The organism is uncultured Pseudoteredinibacter sp. (assembly GCF_947502065.1).
In the GTDB taxonomy this organism is placed as follows: domain Bacteria; phylum Pseudomonadota; class Gammaproteobacteria; order Pseudomonadales; family Cellvibrionaceae; genus Pseudoteredinibacter.
The window spans coordinates 196217-219057 of sequence record NZ_CANMYE010000003.1; the positions used below are offsets into that span (position 1 = coordinate 196217).

At 46.0% G+C, this 22841-nt stretch carries 20 protein-coding genes, 1 tRNA gene and 1 pseudogene; 9 read left to right on the forward strand and 13 right to left on the reverse strand.

The features are described 5' to 3' along the window. The first annotated feature begins 71 nt into the window (after positions 1 to 71). A complete protein-coding gene (locus Q1A41_RS10505) occupies positions 72 to 590 on the forward strand; it encodes a flagellar protein FlgN (RefSeq protein WP_299978272.1) in 519 nt (172 codons plus the stop codon). A 143-nt stretch (positions 591 to 733) separates the two neighbouring features. Here the strand turns inward: Q1A41_RS10505 and Q1A41_RS10510 are convergent, their stop codons facing one another. The 3 genes from Q1A41_RS10510 to arsS are packed head-to-tail and all read right to left on the reverse strand — an operon-like array spanning position 734 to position 3184. Then, positions 734 to 1393: a TIGR04282 family arsenosugar biosynthesis glycosyltransferase gene (locus tag Q1A41_RS10510; protein ID WP_299978275.1), complete on the reverse strand. Its 660-nt coding sequence runs from the start codon at positions 1391 to 1393 to the stop codon at positions 734 to 736. Continuing rightward, the gene (locus Q1A41_RS10515) at positions 1386 to 2153 is read right to left on the reverse strand and encodes a TIGR04283 family arsenosugar biosynthesis glycosyltransferase (RefSeq protein ID WP_299978278.1); all 768 of its coding nucleotides are present in this window, start codon (positions 2151 to 2153) and stop codon (positions 1386 to 1388) included. The genes Q1A41_RS10510 and Q1A41_RS10515 overlap by 8 nt, the downstream gene beginning before the upstream one ends. 50 nt (positions 2154 to 2203) lie before the next feature. Beyond that, entirely contained in the window at positions 2204 to 3184 is a 981-nt protein-coding gene (arsS, locus tag Q1A41_RS10520; protein WP_299978281.1) for an arsenosugar biosynthesis radical SAM (seleno)protein ArsS, read from the reverse strand. Positions 3185 to 3351: 167 nt separating this feature from the next. Here arsS and Q1A41_RS10525 point away from each other — a divergent pair. Beyond that, positions 3352 to 3426 (forward strand) — tRNA-Arg (locus Q1A41_RS10525). Between the two features lie 43 nt (positions 3427 to 3469). After that, the gene (locus tag Q1A41_RS10530) at positions 3470 to 4192 is read left to right on the forward strand and encodes a 16S rRNA (uracil(1498)-N(3))-methyltransferase (RefSeq protein WP_299978284.1); all 723 of its coding nucleotides are present in this window, start codon (positions 3470 to 3472) and stop codon (positions 4190 to 4192) included. Positions 4193 to 4217: 25 nt separating this feature from the next. On the opposite strand, the gene Q1A41_RS10535 is transcribed toward Q1A41_RS10530, so the two are convergent. Next, positions 4218 to 6653 carry an EAL domain-containing protein gene (locus Q1A41_RS10535; RefSeq protein WP_299978286.1) on the reverse strand — a complete coding sequence of 812 codons (2436 nt, stop codon included), beginning with the start codon at positions 6651 to 6653 and terminating at the stop codon, positions 4218 to 4220. A gap of 262 nt (positions 6654 to 6915) precedes the next feature. Beyond that, entirely contained in the window at positions 6916 to 8028 is a 1113-nt protein-coding gene (gene ald / locus Q1A41_RS10540; RefSeq protein ID WP_299978289.1) for an alanine dehydrogenase, read from the reverse strand. Positions 8029 to 8241: 213 nt separating this feature from the next. Here ald and Q1A41_RS10545 point away from each other — a divergent pair, with 213 nt between their 5' ends. Continuing rightward, on the forward strand, positions 8242 to 8727 hold the full coding sequence (locus Q1A41_RS10545) for an Lrp/AsnC ligand binding domain-containing protein (RefSeq protein WP_299774409.1): 486 nt from the start codon (positions 8242 to 8244) through the stop codon (positions 8725 to 8727). A 106-nt stretch (positions 8728 to 8833) separates the two neighbouring features. Here Q1A41_RS10545 and Q1A41_RS10550 read toward each other — a convergent pair whose 3' ends face one another. Together Q1A41_RS10550 and ttcA are read right to left on the reverse strand one after the other, a co-directional pair. Then, positions 8834 to 9253 carry a hypothetical protein gene (locus Q1A41_RS10550; RefSeq protein WP_299978294.1) on the reverse strand — a complete coding sequence of 140 codons (420 nt, stop codon included), beginning with the start codon at positions 9251 to 9253 and terminating at the stop codon, positions 8834 to 8836. Between the two features lie 221 nt (positions 9254 to 9474). Then, a pseudogene (gene ttcA, locus Q1A41_RS10555) lies at positions 9475 to 10278 on the reverse strand (tRNA 2-thiocytidine(32) synthetase TtcA); the annotation flags it as partial. Between the two features lie 360 nt (positions 10279 to 10638). Here ttcA and Q1A41_RS10560 point away from each other — a divergent pair. The 4 genes from Q1A41_RS10560 (at position 10639) to Q1A41_RS10575 (ending at position 16098) form a co-directional block, all read left to right on the forward strand. Next, complete coding sequence (locus Q1A41_RS10560; RefSeq protein WP_299978297.1) at positions 10639 to 11427, forward strand: flagellar brake protein; 789 nt, start codon at positions 10639 to 10641, stop codon at positions 11425 to 11427. Positions 11428 to 11767: 340 nt separating this feature from the next. Further along, complete coding sequence (locus tag Q1A41_RS10565) at positions 11768 to 12322, forward strand: hypothetical protein (protein ID WP_299978300.1); 555 nt, start codon at positions 11768 to 11770, stop codon at positions 12320 to 12322. A gap of 131 nt (positions 12323 to 12453) precedes the next feature. Beyond that, positions 12454 to 13674 (forward strand): hypothetical protein, encoded by a 1221-nt coding sequence (locus Q1A41_RS10570; protein ID WP_299978303.1) that lies wholly within the window; start codon positions 12454 to 12456, stop codon positions 13672 to 13674. A gap of 18 nt (positions 13675 to 13692) precedes the next feature. Beyond that, on the forward strand, positions 13693 to 16098 hold the full coding sequence (locus tag Q1A41_RS10575) for an EAL domain-containing protein (RefSeq protein ID WP_299978306.1): 2406 nt from the start codon (positions 13693 to 13695) through the stop codon (positions 16096 to 16098). Between the two features lie 21 nt (positions 16099 to 16119). On the opposite strand, the gene Q1A41_RS10580 is transcribed toward Q1A41_RS10575, so the two are convergent. Together Q1A41_RS10580 and Q1A41_RS10585 are read right to left on the reverse strand one after the other, a co-directional pair. Continuing rightward, positions 16120 to 16338, reverse strand: a complete 219-nt coding sequence (locus Q1A41_RS10580; protein WP_299978310.1) for a hypothetical protein — start codon at positions 16336 to 16338, stop codon at positions 16120 to 16122. A gap of 133 nt (positions 16339 to 16471) precedes the next feature. Further along, positions 16472 to 17314 carry a DUF547 domain-containing protein gene (locus tag Q1A41_RS10585; RefSeq protein ID WP_299978313.1) on the reverse strand — a complete coding sequence of 281 codons (843 nt, stop codon included), beginning with the start codon at positions 17312 to 17314 and terminating at the stop codon, positions 16472 to 16474. 156 nt (positions 17315 to 17470) lie between these two features. Here Q1A41_RS10585 and bioA point away from each other — a divergent pair, with 156 nt between their 5' ends. Further along, positions 17471 to 18772: an adenosylmethionine--8-amino-7-oxononanoate transaminase gene (bioA, locus tag Q1A41_RS10590; RefSeq protein ID WP_299978316.1), complete on the forward strand. Its 1302-nt coding sequence runs from the start codon at positions 17471 to 17473 to the stop codon at positions 18770 to 18772. Positions 18773 to 18862: 90 nt separating this feature from the next. On the opposite strand, the gene Q1A41_RS10595 is transcribed toward bioA, so the two are convergent. The 4 genes from Q1A41_RS10595 to Q1A41_RS10610 form a co-directional block, all read right to left on the reverse strand. Beyond that, positions 18863 to 19138, reverse strand: a complete 276-nt coding sequence (locus tag Q1A41_RS10595; RefSeq protein WP_299978319.1) for a hypothetical protein — start codon at positions 19136 to 19138, stop codon at positions 18863 to 18865. 148 nt (positions 19139 to 19286) lie between these two features. After that, on the reverse strand, positions 19287 to 20315 hold the full coding sequence (trpS, locus tag Q1A41_RS10600) for a tryptophan--tRNA ligase (RefSeq protein WP_299978322.1): 1029 nt from the start codon (positions 20313 to 20315) through the stop codon (positions 19287 to 19289). A gap of 95 nt (positions 20316 to 20410) precedes the next feature. Next, positions 20411 to 21583 carry a DUF3524 domain-containing protein gene (locus Q1A41_RS10605; protein WP_299978325.1) on the reverse strand — a complete coding sequence of 391 codons (1173 nt, stop codon included), beginning with the start codon at positions 21581 to 21583 and terminating at the stop codon, positions 20411 to 20413. A 48-nt stretch (positions 21584 to 21631) separates the two neighbouring features. After that, entirely contained in the window at positions 21632 to 22693 is a 1062-nt protein-coding gene (locus tag Q1A41_RS10610; RefSeq protein WP_299978328.1) for a cyclic nucleotide-binding domain-containing protein, read from the reverse strand. Between the last annotated feature and the right edge of the window lie 148 nt (positions 22694 to 22841).

Sequence of the window (22841 nt, forward strand, 5' to 3'; positions counted from 1 at the left end):
GTCTCGCTCGGCCGGCTAGACATAAAGGACTAGTGCAAGCGGCACAATTTATTGCTCTACAGGAGAGACAGATGTCACAACTACAAGCCCAACATGGCCAAGGCCAGAAAAACCGCAGCGCCTCTTCTATGGCAATTGCTGACTTGGTAGATCAGGACCTAACCAGCAGCCTTGCCCTGCTACACTTACTTGAGAAAGAACAAGAAGCGCTGCAGGAGCGTGACCACGAATATCTTCGAGAGCTGCTCGAAGAGAAAACGGCTCTGCTTAACACCCTAGACTCAGGTTCATTGCAACGCGCAGAGATTCTCAAGGAATTACAGCAGCCAAATGATCAGTTCGCGTGGGAAAGTTTAATTGACGCTATGGGGGATGCCGATTTAAAAGATCACTGGCAATCACTCAAGGACACTATTGCACAATGCCAGCAACTTAATGAAGTCAATGGCAAAATTATCGCTCGTAGCCAGCAGACCGTACGCAGTTTGATGCAACTAATACGCGGCGAAGACGGCAAGCAAGGTTTATATAATGCCAGTGGCACAACGAATCGCTCCGGCCTTATCAACAACGCCGCTATTCAAGCCTAAGCATACTTTATCGCTTCGTTAGCCGTATTTATTCCCCCCTATTCTTGGGCCCATTTTACAGGGCCCTTTTAAATTTAGCCCCAATGGTTATTTGCCAGTTAACTCCAATTACCGTTGCTTTTTTGCGCTTTGAAAGACAGAGCTTAAAACCAAAGCTTTTCATAATTTATCTTTTCAAGCAAAGCCAAATCCTCTGGGCGATCAATATCATTCAAGCCGGCTAAAGTGCTATAGCTCACATTATGACTTTGTAATTCAGCCAGGGTCCTCTCAAACAGGTGGCTCTGGCTCCATGGCATATCATCGAAGACTACATTCAGTATTGCGGCTTTAGATAAGCCTATTAGGACGTAACCACCATCAAAGGCTGGCCCCAGAACAACATCACTTGATGACTCAAGCTTTAAAAAAGCCTCTTCAATATAGTTTGGCTCGATAAATGGGCAATCACTGCCAATAATGACGACGCTACTATTTGACAGCAATCCCTCTGTTGCCGCCAATTTCATTCGCGCGCCTAAATCACCCCTCCCCTGCGAGGAACAATCAAGCGCTCGCGAGATGCCAAGCTCAGATAAAATCTCTTGCCGATCAAGCGTCGGGTCAAAGCTTTTGCCAGCCAAACAAAGTTGAGACTGCCACTTCTCAGGCTGATACAGGCGATCTGCACAGAACCTCAATAAATTACTGTGTAGCGCTTTGCTTTGCTGCACCGTGAGATAAGGCTGCATTCTTGTTTTAACTTTGCCCAATTCTGGCCATTTGGCGAACTGGATAAGCAGTCTACGATTTTGCTTAGACACTCAAAGAGGCCTCAAATGATTGTTGCTGAATTAGAGATTCTAAAGGCTGGTAACTTGGGGGGGGCTGCGCGTCAAAATTAATACCTGGGTAATAACGCTTGGCGAGTGAGTTGGGACTGACACCGCAGCGATACAAAAACCTAAACCACCACATCATGACAATGGTTTTCAGTACACCGTTTTTTTGCCAACGACGGCAGGATGTCTCTACTTTATATGATAAACAGACACCACGTGCTTGACGTTTTAATCGATCACACAAGGCCACATCTTCCATCAAAGGGATATCTTGATATCCGCCAAGAGCCATAAATTGCTTTTTAGAAAGACAAAAGACCTGATCGCCGGTTACATTCGAATTTATCCGAGAACGCCAGTTTATAGACGAGGCAATCCAATTATAGGGGAACTTTTTAGAGCTAAGGGCTAAAGTGAAATACGACCACTTACCCATTTCGGCAAGCTCTAAAAGCTTATCAAGAGGAGGCGAGCCGATAAGTTTTGAATCAAGGTGAAGGAACATTAGCAGCTCGCTTTGGGCTAAAGCTGCCCCAGCGTTCATTTGTCTAGCTCGCCCAGGGCTGCCCACAATACAGCTATCCCACAAGTTTCGATAACGCCACAATAATGCATGGCTACCATCACTACTACCGCCGTCCACCAAAATTAATTCTGCACCCAACTCTCTTAAGGCTTGGAAGCCTAGTAAGGCATGGTGGAGATTCTGACTTTCATTATAAATCGGTACTATTACCGACAAATAGGGTTTTACTCTACCCGATATGAAAGGTTTAGCTGGCCGTTTAGCTGTCACAACGCACCACTGCAGCTGCTACCTTGGCCTGCGGTACAACCGTAGCAGTGCTCAGCCACCTGGATTGGTTTACCACTAAAAGACTGCTCAAGTAACTGGCGAATATGCAGACGTTGATCACTGACAATTAAATCATTCGACGATAATGAAGTGGTCATAGGCATCTCTAACATCTGATTGAAATCACAATCATACATAAAGCCCTGCCAATCGACGCTCACCAACTGGCGACACATTACAGCGGCGAGATTTTCCGAGCTGAAGTTATCTTTTAACAATTGCAGATAATTTTCAAACTCACCCTTTGCATGCAGCACTGCACCAAAGCGACTAATAGGCATATTGGTAATGGTTAAAAGATGGTCAAAACTAATGCCATAGTTTTCGGCCAGCTCACGCTTATAGTCGGCTTCCAGGCTTTCTTGCGGTGGTGGTAAAAACGCACCACCTGGGTTATAGACAAGGTTTAAGACTAAGCCTGAGCCAGTGCCATATCCCAGTTTATTGAGCTTCTGCAGTGCCTCTATGGATTCTTCGAATACACCTTTCCCTCGCTGGGCGTCAACATTTTGCTCGCTATAGCAAGGCAAAGAGGCACAGACTTCCACTTCATTATCGGCGAGAAATTGTGCTAAATCTTCATACCCAGGCTCCTGCAAAATGGTTAGATTACAGCGATCAATAACCTTAACACCCAAGGCCTTAGCTTCGATTACTAGTCGCTTGAACTCAGGATTCATTTCTGGAGCACCGCCGGTTAGATCTAGGCACTCAATATCACCGCGCTCAAGCAATTTAATGACGATATCAATAGTGTCACTGTCCATTAATTCGGTACGCTTAGGCCCAGCATTAACGTGACAATGGGTGCAACTTAAATTACATAAATAGCCCAAATTAAGCTGAAGTATGCTCAATCGACCACGCTTTAAGCTTGGAAAATCACTGGGGAATAACAAATCACGGGAATCTTTCAAGGCAAGCCTCTTATTAATCGATAGTCATTTTTATGGCTATTAGCACATTAAAGATATGCTTTTATAAAGGGTAAGTTCGCTTAAGGTAAGGAAGTGTACTCCAGCTGAGTTGGAATTCCTCACAGAGATTTCAAAATTACGATGCTATTGATAGAATAGCCAACTTCGCCCCCGTAGTTAAATGGATATAATAGGGTCCTCCTAAGACTTAGTTGTTGGTTCGATTCCAGCCGGGGGCGCCATTTTTCGGCCCAACACATCAATATTTACAGCTATTTTAGCCAAATGAACCTTGCCCTTTTCCAAAACGAGAATATTTTATCGCAATCCGATGAGCGCATCAGGGTTTGTCTAAAAAATCGCCAACACGAGCATATTGTCAAAATTCAAAAGTTAGGGCCAGGGCGAGAAATTCAGATCGGCTTACTCAATGGCAATATGGGTCGTGGCCTGATTGTGGAACAGGATCAAGACAGCACAACGATTGAAGTGTCTCTATCCAGCGAACCACCCGCTGCCAATCCTATAAAGTTGATTCTAGCCTTACCTCGTCCACTCATGTTAAAGCGGGTACTGCAAAGTGCGGTAAGCATGGGGGTTAAGGAAATTCATCTAATTCACAGCAATAAGGTTGAAAAAAGCTACTGGCAATCACCGCAAATTAGTGATGAAGAAATATTTCAGCAAGCCCTATTGGGCTTAGAGCAAGGTGTCGATACGGTATTGCCCAAGATCAGCAAGCACCTACGTTTTCGACCTTTTGTGGAAGATCAATTACCTGAGTTAATTGAAAACCATAAAGCCTATGTTGCCCACCCCAGCGCCAATGCAAAGTCAGCCAAAGCCTGCCAGCAGGATTGCTATTTAGCTGTCGGCCCTGAAGGAGGCTTTACGGATTACGAAGTAGAAAAGTTTGAACAAGCGGGTATGCAGACCTTGTCGCTAGGCCCTAGAATCTTGCGAGTTGAAACGGCGGTTCCGGTATTACTAGCCAAGCTGGCGAACTGAATAAGCGCTATAACATGAATACTAATTAGTCACTGTTTAGATCAAGCTCTTCACCGTGAGAGCGCTTTTGGTTCTCTGTCAGTAATTGGATAAATTCATGTTCAGGAATCGGCGGACTAATATAATAACCCTGATATTGGTGGCAGCCATATTGCCTCAATAGATCCAGCTGTTCACGTGTCTCTACCCCTTCAGCCACTACGTTTAAACCCAGTAGCCTTGCCATCGCTATGATGGTTTCCACTAACACCCTATCACTACGATCCTCGGGTATATCACGCACGAAACTCTGATCAACCTTTAAGGTCGCTACAGGAAGACGCTTTAGATAGCTAATCGAAGAGTAACCCGTACCAAAATCATCTAAGGAAAAACTCACCCCCAATACCGATAATGAACGCATGGTACTGATGGTTTCTTCAACACCTTGAATAACAACACCTTCGGTGATTTCCATATCCAAGGCGCCATGGGGAATTTGAACATCAGCCAATATCTGGCTAACATCATCAACAAAGCCCTGATGTCGAAACTGTCGCGGGCTGATGTTCACACTAAGGGTCATGCCCTCCTGCCATAACCCTCGATCAAACCAATCACGCAATTTTATGCAGGCTTGCTCGACAATCCAATTACCAACCTCGATGATTTGCCCAGAAGTTTCCAGCACTGGAATAAACACCGCCGGAGAAACCATGCCATCATTAGGGTGGTGCCAACGAATTAATGCTTCCGCACCCACGATATGATTCGTTTCGGTATTAACTTTTGGCTGGAAGTAAAGTTCAAACTGATCAGTTTCGATGGCCCGATGCAGATCCCCTTCCATCGTCAACTGCCGACTAACCTGGTCGGCCATATCTTCGTTAAAAAATTCTACCGCATCACGGCCCTTATCTTTAACTTGGTACATTGCAGTATCGGCAAAGCTAAGCAGTTCATGCACAGAAGATTTAAAATCAGGGTAAATAACCACCCCTACACTGCAGGTTACCCTCAGCTCCATATCGCCATAGTAAAAAGGGGCTGATAGTTGTTGGCGGATTTTTTCGGCAACCTCACCCGCCTTAATGGCGGCGGTGCTGGCTTCGGTATCCAATACCGTGAGTATAACTACAAACTCATCACCGCCTTGGCGGGCGACCAAATCTTCCTGGCGCACCGAATCTAAAAGTCGTGCCGCCATTTCTTTGAGAACAGCATCCCCCACCGGATGCCCCAAGGAGTCATTGATATTCTTAAACTGGTCGAGATCAATAAAGAGCACCGCACCGAAATAATGGTGACGCTGAGCACGACGTAACTCATGCTCTAGACGTTCAACAAGGTGCAGACGATTTGGTAAGTTGGTGAGCGAATCATGGTATGCCATATGCTCCATTTTTGCTTGGGCACGGCGCTGCTCGGTTACATCGGTAGATACCGCCAATGAAACGACTTCATCGTAAAAGTCGAGCGGCATGATATGAGTTTGCAAATAGTGGCGTTGGCGACCATTAATCACATAGATTTCTTCAATGACTTCTACACCACTACCTGACTCAATGACTTTTAAATCCAAAGCCTGAACACGAGCAATATCCGACAGGTAATATTCAGAGAAATCATGGATGCTGCAGCCTTGCATATCCTCAACCGTGCTGCCCAAGAATTTAGCAAGAGCATGGTTGGCGAATATGTATATTCCGTCGCGATTTCTAGCGCCTACAAGAACAGGCAAGCTATCAATAATCTGGCGAACATGCTCCTCACTTTTACGAAGAGCAAGCTCTACCGCTCGGCGCTTTGCTAGCGATAGATCTACAGCATCCAATAAGCTGTTTGAACTATCGATTACCTGAGCCAATTCATGTTCACCACTATAATTAATAGGTGTCAGGCGCTTTTCCCCCGGGTGGTCAGGGTTAATAGATTTAACCTCTCTCGCCAGTCTTGCCAAGGGCTTAGCCAACACTTGATAGAAAACGGTGAACAATAAGAGAATCAACACTACATTTCGTAAAAAGCCTGCACCCGCCACCAAGCCTGAACGACGATAAAAACTGGCAAGCGCCCAATCCACGTCCACCAATAGTTCCATTTTTCCGTGGCTTTGCTTATCAAAGACCGGAAAGCGAATTAACTTTTCATAGTTCTTAACAGGCTCTGCAATTTGGCTTGTTAACCACAGAGTATTACTTTGCCTTGGAGGGCGCTCCCCCTGCGCCAAAATCATACCCATTTCATCTCGGATAACTACCCGCTGGACAAAGTCGTAACTTAAAATTCCATTGACAACTTCAGTGGCGAGTTCATGATCGAGGGTATGAATGGCTTTCGCGGTTGGAGGGCGAGAAGCCTCCATGATGCGTTCGATGAGATCGTCGAGACCAGTCACTTCTTCTTTGTAATCCAAGTAGAACTGCAAAGTTGCTGTCAGCAGGCCCAATACCATGGCCAACAGCACACTAATGCGCATCATTCGAAATGAAATACTAGAGAAAAAAAACGGCACAACAACCCTACAAAAATTAGTACTTAGTTACCAGCTAGCTATCACTAACTCTCTTTATGGCCGGCTCAAATTATAAGCGAAAACTGCCTTAAACAGCAGACAAATGAATGCTTTATTACTGTGTCGACCAAAGGAGGGAGAACATAACGTCCTTTGCACAAAAAGAACATCCCAGAACGAAAAAAACCGCCCTAATGGCGGTTTTTTTATAGATATTGCGACTACTTACTTATAAAGCGGCGCCTGGTTCAACATAGTCATAACCTAGCACATCAGCAACCGCTTTATAGGTCACTTTGCCACGGCAAACATTCAAGCCGGCCATCAAGCCTGCGTCACGCTCAAGAGCCTCTTTAACACCGCGATTGGCAATCTCAAGTGCGTAAGGCAAGGTGGCATTGTTTAGGGCCATGGTGGAAGTGCGAGCCACACCGCCGGGCATATTAGCTACGCAGTAATGTACGACACCGTCTACCACATAAGTTGGCTCTTGGTGGGTCGTTGCTTTAGACGTTTCGAAACATCCACCTTGATCAATCGCCACATCAACAACGACTGAACCGGTCTTCATACGGCTGATAATATCGCGAGTTAGCAATTTGGGGGCAGCAGCGCCTGGAATCAATACTGCACCGATAACAAGATCGGCTTCTAGTGCGTATTCTTCGATCGCAGCACCGGTAGAATAAACACACTTAACATGACCTTCATATTCGGTATCCAACTGACGTAAGCGTGGTAGTGAGCGATCCATAATGGTCACATCAGCACCCATGCCCACTGCCATCGCCGCTGCGTTATCACCAACAACACCACCACCGATAACCAATACTTTTGCCGGCGCAACACCAGGTACACCACCTAGCAATACACCACGACCACCTTGTGCTTTTTCAAGGTGATGTGCACCCGCCTGAACCGACATACGGCCAGCAACCTCACTCATAGGAGCCAATAGCGGTAAGGTGCCATCTGGTGCTGTGACAGTTTCATAGGCAACGCAGATTGCACCAGATTTAACCAGCAACTCGGTTTGACGTGGATCTGGGGCCAAGTGCAAATAGGTATAAAGAATCTGATCTGGGCGCAGCATCTCACATTCATTGGGTTGAGGCTCTTTCACCTTTACGATCATTTCCGCTTGCGCGAATACTTCTTCAGCAGTATCGATAATAGTGGCACCAGCATCGATATACTGCTGATTATCAAAGCCAATTGAGCTACCCGCTTCGGTTTCAATAATGACCTGATGGCCATTGTTAATCAGCTCTTTAACAGAGGCTGGGGTTAGACCAACACGGTATTCGTGGTTTTTAATCTCTTTAGGTACACCGATCAACATAATCGCTTCTCCAGAATAAGTAATGGCCTGCCCTTGGAGTAGGAAGACCTTAATCAACTCGGCCTCAACAGAGGATGCCGCTATTCTAAAGTGAGAAAATTAGTGTTTTCATCTGAATTTGAGTTATAGTCAGCGAATTCAACTATATAAAACCTATAAAACAACGCCATAAGCAAGACTTTATAAAACGTTGTAAACCGTGCCGAGGTAAACATGTCTAAGCGTGATCGCGAACTCAATACAATTGATCGAAATATATTACGGGTACTGCAACGTAATGGGCGCTGCACCTATGCTGAGCTTTCGAGGCAGGTCGGGCTCAGCGCGACGCCTTGCATGGAGCGAGTCAAAAAGCTGGAAAAAGATAATGTCATCCAAGGTTACTCGGCCATTATCAACCCTGAATATTTAGATGCCGCCCTGGTGGTATTTGTGCAAATTCGTCTATTACGATCTGCCCAGGATATATTTGAAGAGTTTCGCAATGCCGCAGCCGCATTGCCAGAGGTGCAAGAATGTTACTTGGTCTCAGGAAACTTTGATTACCTCATAAAAGCTCGGGTGGCCAATATGAGTGCCTACCGTAAGTTTTATGGTGAAACCTTACTTACCCTGCCGGGCGTGCAAGAATGTACCAGCTATGTGGTGATGGAACAGGTCAAAGAAACCCTAGAAATCCCTGTGCATTACAACCGCTAGCAAACATAGCAAAAAAATCAGGCTGTGCAAAAAGCGAGTATTTGAGGCCAGGAAGGCAATAGGGTAATACCGTTATTTTAAAAGCGATTATGGCCTACGCGAAGACTTAGACAACCAAGCCGCGCCAGTACTCTCGGCTACTCATCCCGATATCGCTGCGGCGGCGACCACCACCAAAACGACGCTCAGGGATTGACAAGGTATGGCGATATGCACTGCGGCGATCTGGCTGCTGGCGGCGCTTTGCTCCACGACGATCGCTATACTCCTGCCCGATTTGAAGCTGCTGCACCCAAGCTACAGCGCCTAACTCAAGCAGCATGTCTTTCAGCTTTTTAGCCAAGGCAGCTTCAGAGGCTCTTTTTACCACCAAAGGACTACTTTGAGCCAATAGTGATAAGCGGTCATTACTTAAGCCAAAACGCTTGCGTATCCGCTCTAAAATAAGTTCAGCCTCACGGCTTTGCGGACAAGTATTGTGGAAGATGACAGCGTACTCAAACTCTAGCGCACTCATGTGTTTCACAGACCTAAACTTAATTAACCTTATGGCCGATGAATCCAGCCAATGATATTAAGCTAACACAATCAGTGTGAAACGCGTCACATAGTGCCTACCGCTGGGCAAAATTAAGAAGAAGGCATTATTTCCATTATTTGTACGCCTGCTTCTTTATTATCAACTTCGGGCATTTGGGTACCAAATAGATCTTCATCCTCACGCCCAGGTCTGGCCTCACCGCTTCGATCAAGAGAAAGGGATAAGAAGTCAAATAAATCACGGTCGGCGAGCTGACTAGGAGATACTCGTTGCAAGGCAGCAAAAATGGTGTCAGTGCGGCCAGGCTGGGTTTTATCCCAGTCCTGTAGCATTTGCTTGATCGCTTGGCGTTGCAGGTTTTCCTGCGAACCGCATAAGTTACATGGAATGATGGGGAAAGCCTTTAATTCTGCATAAGCGGCAATATCACTTTCGCGGCAGTAGGCCAATGGTCGGATGATTATATTGCGCTTGTCATCAGCCAATAACTTCGGCGGCATCGCCTTCAGCCGGCCCCCGTAAAACATGTTGAGGAATAGAGTTTCGACAATATCGTCCTTATGGTGCCCCAAAGCTATCTTAGTAGCCCCAATCTCTTCAGCGAATCCATATAAGGTTCCACGACGCAGTCTTGAACACAGGCTACAGGTGGTTTTACCCTCTGGGATAACCTCTTTAACGACACTGTAAGTGTCTTTTTCGATGATATGATAAGGCACACCGATCTTTTCTAAGTAGCTTGGCAACACCTCTTCTGGGAACCCAGGTTGTTTCTGATCCATATTAACCGCCACCAACTCAAAGTTGATTGGCGCAGTGCGCTGCAAGTTCATCAGGATATCGAGCATCGCATAGGAGTCTTTGCCGCCTGACAAACACACCATTATCTTGTCACCTTCCTCAATCATATTGAAGTCGATAATAGCGCTGCCTACGTGGCGACGTAGACGTTTTTGGAGTTTATTGAACTCGATACGGGCTTGGCGCCCATCATGTTGTGCTGTACTCATAGTGTTCTGATGCTGTGCTCAAATCATCCGGCAAAAAGGCGGCATTGTACGGTGTTTAAATCTGACGCGCTATGATTCTGTGGGCTTTAAGCCGGTGCAGGAGTGCCCCACGCGCATCGTGATCTGCACCTAAAATCCTATTGTCACCCGCTTATGACAAGTTCCAGCTAAAGCGGCAATGATTTTCCTACGGCAAAAGCAACGCATTCAATTTAGCCCTAAGTACGCCCTATAAGGGCCCCCTCCCCCGCCAACTCAAAGGCTCATAAGCAATTTCCTTCTTGGCATGCTCCTTGCTGAACTATCAATACTTAGGCTTTAGGCCAACTTTATAATCCAGTTAAAATGCTAGGACTCGCTATGACTTTATGGCAAAAAATGTTTGGTAGAGCAGCTGTTGCTGAAGAGCGCACCATGCCAGGCTTTTTCAATGAGTTAAGCCAACATGAGACGGCCGATACCAGGAATATTAACCCTGAAGTAATTCGGCAGTTGCGAGTGTGGCAAAAGCAGCGCCAGTTAATTGAGGTAAAAAGCGCCCGCCAGAGTGAATATCAACAAAGCCTTATACTTTCCGTGGACCTCGCCAATGGAAGTTTTGAGATTGATGAGCTATTTCCCAGCCAATATCACGGCCAAATTAGGGCTGGCGATTCACTCCATATCCGCGTTCACAATGGCGGCCAGGTGCAAGAAATGGAATGCTCTGTGCTGAGCTATCACCACCACAGTGCCATGCCCTATTACAGCCTAGCGATTCCAGAGCGTATTGCATATGGCCAACGCCGCAAACAACGGCGCATTGCTATTGACGAGGATTTCCCTATCGCCGCCAGTTTACAAACTCCTGTGGGTCAAAAGCTGTTTGGCGGCGTGGAAAATTTATCATGTGGCGGCGTACGCTTAAGGTTTTCGGGCAACCAATTAAAAGACCTTTACCCCGGCGCTGTCTTACCCATGTGTGATCTCGCTTTTCCCGGTGGTTTTAACATTCGCTGTCGAGCCAAGCTTAAAGGCATACAATTTTTACGACAGCCGCGGCGCCATACCAGCATAAGCCTCAGCTTTTTAGATTTAGCACCCGCACAACGACAGCAACTCGAAGGGCTTATCGAAGCCATTGGCCAGCGCTGTGATGTGGCAGCTTAGAGCGCGACAAAATTAACGCCAGAAATAACATAGGGAATACAAGATGCGGCTAATATACTTTGGGTAAATATCACAAAACCATCCCAAAGAAATAAAAAAAGCGCCATTTAGTTTGCTCAACTTGCAGCATATAGAAAACAAACTAAGCTTTAAGCACTAATTTCTATATTCAGATGCCTTTCAATAAACAACAGTCTTTTGTACCTAGAGGTGGTTCGTGTTTCGTACTCCAAGGCTCGCCGCGATATTATTCAGTCTTTATTCTTGCTGGAGCATCAGTGAGCCCCTCTCAATCCAGCTAACACATCAAGGGCAGCTGCAATCGGCTCCGGGCGCAGTAATGTGGCTGCAAGCGCTCAAGCCAATCGAAATTCAACAAGGTAATACAACCGCAGCACAAGAAGCAAAGCCCCCTCATATTATCGAACAAAAAGATCGGCAGTTTTCGCCTTATATTAGTGTCACTCAGGTAGGTAGCGATATTCAGTTTCCTAACCGTGACAATACCGCCCATCATGTTTACTCCTTCTCCGAGCCGCTGAGTTTTGAATTGCCACTTTTTAAAAAGCGCACACCGGCCCCTATTCGAGTAGACAAGCCTGGACTCATCGCTCTGGGCTGCAATATTCACGATTGGATGATTGCTTATCTGCTGGTTGTAGACAGTCCTTTTTATGGTCAATTACAAGGGCACAGTGTCGAGTTCAACGATCTACCCCATGGCAAGTATCAAGCACTACTTTGGCACCCTGATATTAATTCGGCTCAGGTACTTAAGACCGAACTGAACTATCAAGGCCAAAAGATATTTGATTGGCCAATGCCTCAAAAGGTGGTCAGCAGAGCCCAAGTCCGTGCGCCCGCTGAGCGGCTGGATGAAGACGATGATTACTAGCCCCATTTAGCACTGATTGTTTATTTTAGCTCATGCCTATTAAGCCCTATAAAAGCAACAACAATAAAAACGCACCCTGGCGGGCAAGCTGGCCGCATACTTTTAAGGGCTTATGTCTTGCACTAAGTGGCATGCTTGCTGGAGCAGCCAATGCCTCCGGTGACCGTCCAAGCAATTTAAGCCAACGCATTTCGGCTAAGGGCTATATTGATTTTCGTTGGCAGCACTTTCGCGGCAATGAAAGCTGGCTAGATTCAGGGACCGGTCACTCTCGCTTTGATCGCAGCCACAACAACCGCCCTTTGCTGGCAGATTTCGCCACCGAAATTAAAGCGGACTTGAAAGCCGGGAGCCAAATCATCACTCAGATACATGCCTATCCGGAACAAAACGCCGGCCTAGAGATTACCGAGCTCTATTGGCAATATCGACCACTTCACCTTTCAGCAATGCGCAGCCGCTGGAGAGTGGGATTCTTTTATCCCAAGCTATCTATTGAAAATCGAGGCAGCGTTTGGAGCTCGCTCTACAATATTAATTACTCTGCTATTAACTCATGGATAGCCGAAGAGCTTCGTACCTTTGGAGTCGAAGGTCTCTGGAGCTGGAAAATCGATAAGCCGGTTTATGGTAAGGCCCCGTTAACTTTAAACCTCACAACCGCGGCTTTTGCTTACAACGATCCTACTGGGGCCATTCTCGCCTGGAAAGGCTGGTCTAATCATGATTTACAAAGCGGCATTGATAATGAATTACCTTTTTCGGCACCACCCGGTGTGGCAGCGGCTGATAACAGCCAAGCCAGTAACTTTCAAAGCTTTAGAGAAATTGATGATCGCCCTGGCGCTTATATAGGTATAGGTCTGTCCCGTAAAAAATCTTTTAAAGTGGAATGGTTTCATTATGACAACCAGGCTGAGGACACCGCATTTGAAAACGGCCATTACGCTTGGCATACCACATTTGATCATATCAGCGCCCACTATTTTTTAACAAAAGAGCTGGAGGCCTTCGGCCAATACCTTCGCGGTCGTACCAGCATGGGAAACGGTTTCGTCAATAACCGCTTTGAATCGGCTTTTATCGCTATCGCAAAAAACCAAGGGCCGCATCGATTGACAGCCCGCTTTGAGCGAGCCGTAATAGATGATTTGGACGATACCGTCCTGGATGATAATAACGAAGCGGGCAATAGCTTCAATTTGAACTACAGTTATTACTTAGCGCCCCACTGGAAATTTAGCGGAGAATATCAGCAAAGACGATCCCGGCAAGCTAGGCGTAGTTACCGCCAAGTGCCCAACTACGCCAAAGAAGAGCAATTAAGCTTCAGTGCGCGATATTATTTTTAACGGCAAGCACCGACCTCTATGAAACTGCATATTCGAATCTTCGCATTGCTGGCTATAACGCTGATAGGCTTGGGTATCTCAAGCATGGTATTTCTATATCAGTCTTCTAGCCAGAAAGTCGAACAAGACGCCTCAGACAAACTGCTTGTTGCTCAAAAGACCTTCTTTGATGTATTAGACAATCAGCACCATCTTCTTAATACCAGCGTGGAAACCGTTGTAAAAGATTGGGGCCTGCGCCAATCGATTGGGCAACGTGATTTTGATACCTTGCAAAGCGTGTTACAAAACCACAGCAATCGTGTAGGAGCCGATGTGGCACTCTTTGTTGATAACGAAGGGGCACTAGCCGTTAGCACCATTCGTCAAAATAAAGATCTGCCACAGCAAATCTTGGATCTAGTTAACAATAGCAGCAGCATAACCTTCCAGACCATCACAGAAATCAATCAGCGCCACTATCAATTAGTACTTACAGAGGTCAAGGCGCCCATTCGGGTTGGCTGGCTTGGAATGGGATTCGAAATTGATGACGACATGGCAAATCGCTACAGCGAAATTAGTGGCGTTAACATTAGCTTTGTTTTACCAATGAGCCATAGCTTACAATTTATCGCTAGCAGCCTCCCCCCTGAAAGATTGAAGAGCATGCCCCCTACGCCTGGAGAAATAACCGAAAAGCCATGGGTAATACAACAGGGACGCTGGGAAGATCTCGCACTTTACAGTCCCTTCGATGAGAAATCGAGTAGCGGCTTGGCTATCTTATTTCAACAGTCTCTTAATGAACCAAGAGAAAAATTTAGCCAGTGGTGGTTGAGTTTATTGTCAATATTCAGCTTGATATCTGTCTTAGCGCTGGCCTTTGGTTATATCTTTTCACGGGGCATTTCCAAACCACTTAATCAATTATTACACGTTATTGACGATGTCTCCAAAGGCGACTACAACACCCCAATTCGAATTTACCGGCGCGATGAAATTGGTCGTCTGGCGAAAGCTTTTTCTAGAATGCAAAAAGCCGTATCTGAACGAGAAGATCATATTACCTACCAAGCCAGCCACGATAGCCTCACCGGATTATTGAACCGCGAAGGCTTGATTGATTGCATCGACGAAACCATAAAAGATCTCGATAGCAATAGAGAAATTGCTGTGCTGGCTAATTTTAAGCTGAATTATTTCCAAGATATTGTAGACGCTTTGGGCTATTCCTGGGGTGATAAACTAATCAATTTAGTGTCTGAACGCTTGCGCAAGCGGCTGGACGGCCAAGTCTTGGCACACCTAAATATCGATGAGTTCGTGCTATTGGCAAAAACCAAAGATATCATGGGCGCCAAAGAGATAAACGATCAGGTTCATCACGCTTTAGAAGACCCATTTTGTGTAAGCGGTATCGATTTAACGCTAAGAATTTCAGTGGGGATAGTGCTCTACCCTTTCAGTGCTTTGGACGCTGAAGGTTTGTTACGCCGTGCTGGCGTGGCTCTAAATGAAGCCTGCCATAGCCAAAGAGCTACGGTGACCTATGATCCAATGCACGATGAAGATAGTGTCCGTAAGCTTACTTTGATGGCTGAGTTGCCCAAAGCCATTAGTGAAAATCAGGTTTGCTTGCACTACCAGCCTAAACTTAGACACATTGATGGCTGCACTCAGGTAGAGGGCGTTGAATGCTTGGTACGCTGGCAACACCCGGAGTTGGGTTTTGTCCCGCCAGATGATTTTATTGGCCTTGCAGAAAAAACCGGCTACATCGTAGAGCTGACACGCTGGGTTTTGAAAAATGCGTTAATGCAATGTATCAGCTGGCGACAGCAAGGATTTGATATTGCCATTGCGGTTAACATCTCCGCCTTGGATTTAGCTCAAAAAAACTTCGATAAAGACGTTGCGCAAATGCTAAAAGAAGCAGGTTTACCTTCAAGCGCACTGATCATTGAAGTTACTGAAAGTGCGGCTGTAGAAAACCCAGAACAAGCGATTGCCCAATTAAGCCACCTTAAAGATATTGGTATTAAGCTATCGGTTGACGACTATGGGACAGGTTATTCTTCCCTAGCCCAGTTAAAGCAATTGCCCGTGCATGAATTGAAAATTGATAAAAGCTTCGTACAAGATCTGGCAACTGATGAAGAAGATCGCACCATAGTCCGCTCTACTATCGAGCTGGCCCACAATATAGGCTTGTCGGTGGTGGCTGAGGGTGTTGAAGATGAAGCGACACTAAAGCAGCTAATTAACTGGGGATGTAATTATATGCAAGGCTATTTTATCGCCAAACCGTTGGACGAAATCGCCATGCAGAAATGGCTGCAAGCGGCAAGCTTTCCAATTAAATCTTTGCAGCAAGATGCTGCGAAAATCAATGCAGCAACAACAAATACAAGCGCAAGCAATTTAAAATCTGTTGTCGACTAAAATAAAGTTGAAGTCTTTGCTTTATTTCTTGCCATCTTCTAGCAATGCTTTCCTCTCGCGCTGATATTCAGCAAAGCTCTGTTCGTATTGTTGACGACACTGCTCTTGCAGCGCTAGCGGCTCCTTGTGGCAAGCTTGCTTTCGATTGTCTTGGGCCATTTCATAGATATCCTGCTGCGTGCAGGCCTGTACAGCCAATATCATTGTGAACAACAGCAGCGCTTTCGCTTTAATAGACATGATGCACCTAAATGCAATTGAGTTAATGATAAATACCTAGACGCTTTAACAGCACTATAGTTCACAGCTAGCACCTCACCTCTATCCTCTCACTTCACACCTCTATCCCCTCACCTCTCAACTCTCACCTCCATCACCTAGTCTCAGGCATAGCCTCATTCAAGCTCCAGTCGTATTGATACTGAAATCCTTCAACAGGCTCGTCAATGAGTCCCTGCTTTTGAAAATACTCCCACAGATTGGTTTTCTTATCACTGAAATCCCGCCAGTACCAATTGAAGATACTGGACACTTGATAAGCATTATCTGTACGCTCAAAACCTCTGAGCGACTGCAAAAATGTTTTTTCAGCAAGGTTCAATTGCTCGTTAAGTGTCTGCGCACGATAAATATCATTCGCCAGATTCGGACATCCTACGCTGGCGCAGTTTAAGGCGAAATGAAAGCGCTGGTCCTTCCAGATAGGTCTAAGGATTCGATGCTCTATATCGTTTAGAGATAATTTAATACCAGCAACTTTAATCAACTTGTCTTCCCAGGGGCCGCCATTAAACAGGCTTTTAAAGCTTAATCGAATGTCCTTAATGGAAGATACGGGATAATGTTGCAACACCAAGCTAACCACGCTCAAATTGTAACTGTTAATCCAAAATGCCTGCTGTTCACTATCGCTCCAGCCGCGCGGATCAACATTTACCAATGAGTCTTGCAGGCGATTTAAAGCAAGCTTATCGTCTTCAGTCACCGCCGCGTAGTCCACACGATTTAAGCCAGAGCTGTCTGTACTGACATAACGCTCTAAAAACGCCTGCCAAAGCGCCCAAGAGGGCCTCTCTGTGTACTCTTCGGTAGCTGATGGGCTTGGCAGCCACTCTTCCCAGAGCTCAGCCTGTGGGGCAGCCTCTAAAGTAAACGTAAAACAAAGAACGCCGCAAAGGCAAAGGTTTAGCAACAATCGAAAGGATTTACGACTCATAGAATTCCCAGTTTATGTCAATAACAAGCTTGGCCGCACACTCCGTAAACCAATATTTATGGGTGACTAAGGGCTAAGTTCTAGTTTGCCATGGCATGTGGCCCATCGATACTCTAGAATAGTTAACCAATTTATAACATTTGGTTAACATTGAGCATGAGTGACAACATGGCCATGAGCCCCGAACAACTCCAAGCCATCGATAAACAGCATATCTGGCATCCCTATAGTCAAGTAGCCCAAGATCAAAGCCCTGCCCTACCCATAGTTGATAGCGCCCAAGGCGTCTATTTAAAGCTGGCCAGCGGCGAGCAGGTAATTGATGGTATGTCCTCCTGGTGGTGCATGCTGCATGGTTATAATCACCCCGTACTAAACGCCGCCGCCAAGGCCCAACTTGATAAAATGTCCCATGTCATGTTCGGAGGCTTAACCCATGAACCGGCCGTTAGATTGGCAAAGTTACTGGTAGATATCACTCCTGCCGGTTTGGATAAGGTCTTCTTTGCCGACTCGGGCTCTGTGAGTGTCGAAGTCGCAATTAAAATGGCATTGCAGTATTGGCATTCCCTCGGCCGACCTGAAAAACAGCGTTTAATTACCATCAAAAATGGCTATCACGGTGATACTTTTGGCGCGATGGCCAGCTGCGATCCGGTAAACGGCATGCACCACCTTTTTAGTGCTAATTTGCCACAACATCACTTTTTAGAAGCACCACCGATGGGTTTTGATAAGCCCCCCTGCTCTGCTTATTTACAAGACATCAGAGATTACATTGCTAAGCATCACCATGAAATTGCCGCCTTTATACTGGAGCCTGTTGTTCAAGGGGCTGGCGGTATGCGCTTTTACTCACCAGCGTATTTACAAGAGATTAAGGTGCTTTGTGATGAGTTTGACTTACTGCTCATCGCCGATGAAATTGCAACTGGCTTTGGCCGCAGTGGTAAATTGTTTGCTTGCGAGCATGCTGGCATCAGCCCCGACATATTATGCTTAGGTAAAGCATTAAGTGGAGGCTACATGACTTTGGCGGCGACACTTTGCAGCGAAAAAATTGCCAATGGCATATGCAATGGAGAAGCGTCAGTTTTTATGCACGGCCCCACCTTTATGGCAAACCCCCTGGCTTGTGCTACTGCGCTGGCCAGCACTGAGCTGCTACTTCAACAGGACTGGGCCAGCCAAATAACGAACATTGAAACCCAGCTAAGTATTGGCCTTGCCCCATTGCGAAATGCTCCCGATGTCGCTGATGTACGAGTATTGGGCGCCATCGGGGTGGTGGAAATGAAACAGGACGTTGATAAAGAAGCCTTGCAAAGTGCATTGATTGAGCGCGGTGTATGGTTGCGCCCTTTTGGCAAGCTGGTTTACACCATGCCTCCATTTGTAAGTACCAATGAAGAGTTACAGCAGCTTTGCTCCGCAATGGTGGAGACTTTAAGCCAATAGATCGCCTTACTAATGGGCGCATAAATGCTTAGATTAAATTAGCGACAAAGGAGCAAAATCCAAGCGCTTTGTGTCCTTTTGGATTACTTGCTATGTCGCGTTGCTCACCTTAACTCTTTGCCACACAACTAAAACACCTATACAGACAATGGTTGGTATATATTGAAACAACCAATCTATTGGATTTTGCGCAAAAAGATGACTTAGCCACGAGCCTGAAGCAAGTGAAATGACAATTACGGTAATGGCTTGAATTTTATAAAGTGAACCAACACAACCACTTTCTTTAATCTGAGCTCTAACACTTAACCTAAGTACAACTGAGTAAATAATTAGAATTAAATATAGGAATGCGAATGCAGCCATATACTCAAATCTCCTTTTGCAACATGCCAGCCGTTCCATAGATTCAAATTAACACATTGATTTCAAACGCAAAAGCTAAAAAGCCCTGGCGAATGGTATATTCATCAGGGCTTTTTTTGTATTTCTAACGACGCTAGGCTAGCAGTTATTAAGACAATTTACGAATACCAACCGAGCTGCGTAGTTTATCTAACAGCGGCTCGCTATACCCTCGGGCCTTTTCAGCACCGGCTTGTAAAACATCTTCAATATAAGAAGGGTTCGCCAGCAACTCATTATATCGCTCACGCGGCTCTGCCAGCTCGGCATTAATTAGCTCAAACAGTTGCTTCTTAGCTTCACCCCAAGCGATGCCGTCAGCAAAGGCTTGACGCATTTCCGCTTGCTGTTGCTCATTGGCAAAGGCCTTCCAGATTTGAAATACCGTCGAGGTATCAGGATCTTTTGCTTCACCAGGCTCAAGCAGGTTAGTTTTAATTTTATTGATGTGTTTACGTAGCGGCTTCTCACCTAAGAACAAGGGAATGGTATTACCATAACTCTTACTCATTTTACGGCCGTCTAAACCTTGCAAAACTGCAACGTCATCATCAACAAGATATTCAGGCAAGGTAAAAACTGGCTGCTTTTTACTCGCGAACAAATGGTTAAAACGCTGTGCCATATCACGGGCCATTTCTACGTGCTGAATCTGATCGCGCCCAACAGGTACTTTATTCGCATTAAAAATTAAAATATCTGCTGCCATTAAGACCGGATAGCTAAACAAGCCCATGGTGATGCCATAATCAGGATCTTCTCCCGCTTCAGCGTTTTGATCTACGGCCGCCTTATAGGCATGTGCTCTATTCATCAAGCCTTTGGCGCACACACAATTTAGCATCCAGCACAGCTCAGCAATTTGCGGAATATCCGATTGACGATAAAAAACGACTTCTTCTGGGTTTAAACCTAGAGCCAGCCAGCTGGCGGCAATCTCTTTGGTAGATTGCGCAACGAGTTCCGGATCCTGACATTTAATAAGGGCGTGGAAATCCGCCAAAAAATAAAATGATAGGTTATCTTGGTTGCGGCTTGCCTCAATCGCGGGGCGAATGGCGCCAACATAGTTACCGATATGCGGGGTACCTGAAGTTGTAATCCCCGTGAGAATACGCTGTTTTTCTTTGCTGCTCATGCTTGGTCCAAAAATCTTATATAGGGGCAGCCTTAGCTGCCGGGCGCCGCTATGATACAGTGCCTAGGGCTAAGAACATAGAGCATGGAGCAAAGTCAGGGTGCCTGGCGGCCTTCAAGCAGCTTACGAATACAGTGTAGATACTTGGGGCCAAGGTTGGGCCAGCTGAAATCAAGCTTCGCTTGCACTTCCTCTAATGGCTGTCCCGCCGCCCGAGACAATGCCATATCCAGTACTCTAGCCGCCAAGCCACTGGCCTCTAGCTCTATACTACCTGATTGGTAACAAGCGTTTTTAGCAAACCACTCTGGATATACCAAGCGATCAGGCAGTAGCGGCAGGCAACCATAGCTACAAGCTTCCAGAACGGCTAAGCCTTGAAAATCATGTTCGGCGGTAGATAACACAATATCTGCCTTGGTCAATAGCGCATGATAGTCCTCAAGGCACTCCTGATAGCCCCATGCCACCAGTTTCATAGGGCTATCGTGAGCACTGAGCAGCTTATGAATCTGCTCAAATTCAGAGGGCACTTGCCGAAAGCTCTGCCCAACAATATACCACTCAATACTCGGTCGCTTTTGTGCTGGAAGGGCCAGAAGCATATGTTGTAAAGATTGAATTAAAGCCAGCAAACGATTGGGCCCCTTGTCGTACTCCCAACGATGGTTCCATAGGATACGTAAGGCCCCAGGCCCGGCATAAACCGCTTTATCGCTAACCTTTGCCGCTGCAATAGGTACAGGAATAAGCTCTGATTTTGAACGCAATCGCTCTAACAGCCCCTTCGGGACGTTATCCGGCATCGCTTTTAGCAGTTTTTTTGCACCATTCAAAAAGCTTTGCTGATTGTATTGGCTGTTAAAGATCAAACGGTCTGCGCATAAGGCGCTATAAATACTGGTTAACTGTGGCTCTACCAGACTGTGTTGTTTGGCGCTCTTGGGGTAAGCAAACTGATTTTCATGAAAGTATAAAATGGTAGGTAATTGAGCCAGCTCAGGCACAAATCCGCGCAGGGCAGAAAGATCAACCATCGAGGTGGCTAACAAAAATTGGTAATCTTGCTGAAGAGTTTCACGCTCATTAAAAGCCCAACTCAAACTATTACCGCGCTGACGCCAGCTAAAATAGCGTGGCGCCAGACAAAGCTGAGTCCATTGCCATTGCTTTAAGCCAGTGGTGAGTTGATTTCTCCAGTAAGCATGGCTTTGAGCATCATAGGCCGATAACAGCAGGGCTTTAGGGGCAGCACACTGTTTTTTCATAAAGCTGTCATAAATAAAGGCTTTTAACGGCTTACCGTGTTGAACGCTTTACAGCTCTACTTCTTGTACATCGCTACTGCGTAGCAGCAACACATCTAAACCGGCCTGAACCATCAGCTGCACTGCAACCTCTGAACGCCGACCACCGTAATCGCTAACCACGTACAAAATGTCTTTCGACATTTCGTCCAATTTTGGACGTAAGTAAGACAAAGGAATATTCACCGAGCCCGAAAGCTGCTGCTGTTTAAATTCAATGGGCAAACGCACATCGATTAAACGAATAGAGCGCCCTGTTTGCTGCAATTTGAAAAACTCAGCGACTGAAACGTAACTCACCAAAGGCTTGTGGAGCAGCTCGGCAAAACTCTCTTTACCTAAACACATTAACTCCCCATCGCTGCTCATTTCCACAGTAGCGTTACGGGTGGTATTACCGATTAAAGCTTCCTCACCGAAATAATCACCGGTAGATAAATTGGCTTTACAATACCCTGCCGAATCTAATACCTGTGCTGTACCGGATTTAATAACATAAAAATAGTCACCTTGAGTGCCCACCACAACGACCTTTTCACCTTTACTGACATTGCGCGGGATAAATCGCTGGAATAAAGCCTGGATATTTCCAGGGGGAATTCTGGAAAATAATGGCGCCGATAACAAAACACTCATCCAGTCTTTGCTCAGCTGCTCTTCAATAATTGGGTCAGCGTCGACCTCATCATCAGGATCAATAGGTATGCTATTTTCGACCAAGCTTGATTCACTCCAGACCATCACAAGGTCTAGAAAGTCACGCTCGATAACCAAGGCGGTAACATCAGTTTTGGCGAATGCTGATACCCTTGCTGGCTGAGTGTTGCACAAGGGGTGTCGAGCTTGTGGACTGGTGTGATTTACGCTAATACGAGACAGGTCAGCGGCCAGCAGGTCTACCCCACCTTTGAGTAGGTAAAAGGTTTCTGAGAGGTTTTTGCCGCGCTGAAACAGCACATCTCCCTTTTTAAACTCTCTTACGCTTATACGCCCCAATGCACGCTCTAGGAAATCACTAGAAAGGCTATCAAATGGCGAGAACTCTTGTAATATTTCTTTACTTATTGTCATTACTTAGTCGAACATCCATAACCGTGGAGATCACCATCGCCAGATTCGCACTGACAACGTCGCTTACACTTAATAATAGCTAGCTTAGCTAAAACGGCCACTCCATTGGCTTTTGCCCGGCCCGGTAACTCAAGCAGCTACCACTTAG

Excerpts from the sequence above, each read along its gene's own strand:
- Q1A41_RS10610 (WP_299978328.1), bottom strand. The coding sequence starts at position 22,693 with ATGACAATAAGTAAAGAAATATTACAAGAGTTCTCGCCATTTGATAGC.
- Q1A41_RS10585 (WP_299978313.1), bottom strand. The coding sequence starts at position 17,314 with ATGAGTCGTAAATCCTTTCGATTGTTGCTAAACCTTTGCCTTTGCGGC.
- bioA (WP_299978316.1), top strand. The coding sequence starts at position 17,471 with ATGAGTGACAACATGGCCATGAGCCCCGAACAACTCCAAGCCATCGAT.
- Q1A41_RS10560 (WP_299978297.1), top strand. The coding sequence starts at position 10,639 with ATGACTTTATGGCAAAAAATGTTTGGTAGAGCAGCTGTTGCTGAAGAG.
- Q1A41_RS10580 (WP_299978310.1), bottom strand. The coding sequence starts at position 16,338 with ATGTCTATTAAAGCGAAAGCGCTGCTGTTGTTCACAATGATATTGGCT.
- Q1A41_RS10505 (WP_299978272.1), top strand. The coding sequence starts at position 72 with ATGTCACAACTACAAGCCCAACATGGCCAAGGCCAGAAAAACCGCAGC.
- Q1A41_RS10545 (WP_299774409.1), top strand. The coding sequence starts at position 8,242 with ATGTCTAAGCGTGATCGCGAACTCAATACAATTGATCGAAATATATTA.
- Q1A41_RS10565 (WP_299978300.1), top strand. The coding sequence starts at position 11,768 with ATGTGGCTGCAAGCGCTCAAGCCAATCGAAATTCAACAAGGTAATACA.
- ald (WP_299978289.1), bottom strand. The coding sequence starts at position 8,028 with ATGTTGATCGGTGTACCTAAAGAGATTAAAAACCACGAATACCGTGTT.
- Q1A41_RS10570 (WP_299978303.1), top strand. The coding sequence starts at position 12,454 with ATGCTTGCTGGAGCAGCCAATGCCTCCGGTGACCGTCCAAGCAATTTA.
- Q1A41_RS10595 (WP_299978319.1), bottom strand. The coding sequence starts at position 19,138 with ATGGCTGCATTCGCATTCCTATATTTAATTCTAATTATTTACTCAGTT.
- Q1A41_RS10605 (WP_299978325.1), bottom strand. The coding sequence starts at position 21,583 with ATGAAAAAACAGTGTGCTGCCCCTAAAGCCCTGCTGTTATCGGCCTAT.
- Q1A41_RS10575 (WP_299978306.1), top strand. The coding sequence starts at position 13,693 with ATGAAACTGCATATTCGAATCTTCGCATTGCTGGCTATAACGCTGATA.
- Q1A41_RS10530 (WP_299978284.1), top strand. The coding sequence starts at position 3,470 with ATGAACCTTGCCCTTTTCCAAAACGAGAATATTTTATCGCAATCCGAT.
- Q1A41_RS10535 (WP_299978286.1), bottom strand. The coding sequence starts at position 6,653 with ATGATGCGCATTAGTGTGCTGTTGGCCATGGTATTGGGCCTGCTGACA.
- trpS (WP_299978322.1), bottom strand. The coding sequence starts at position 20,315 with ATGAGCAGCAAAGAAAAACAGCGTATTCTCACGGGGATTACAACTTCA.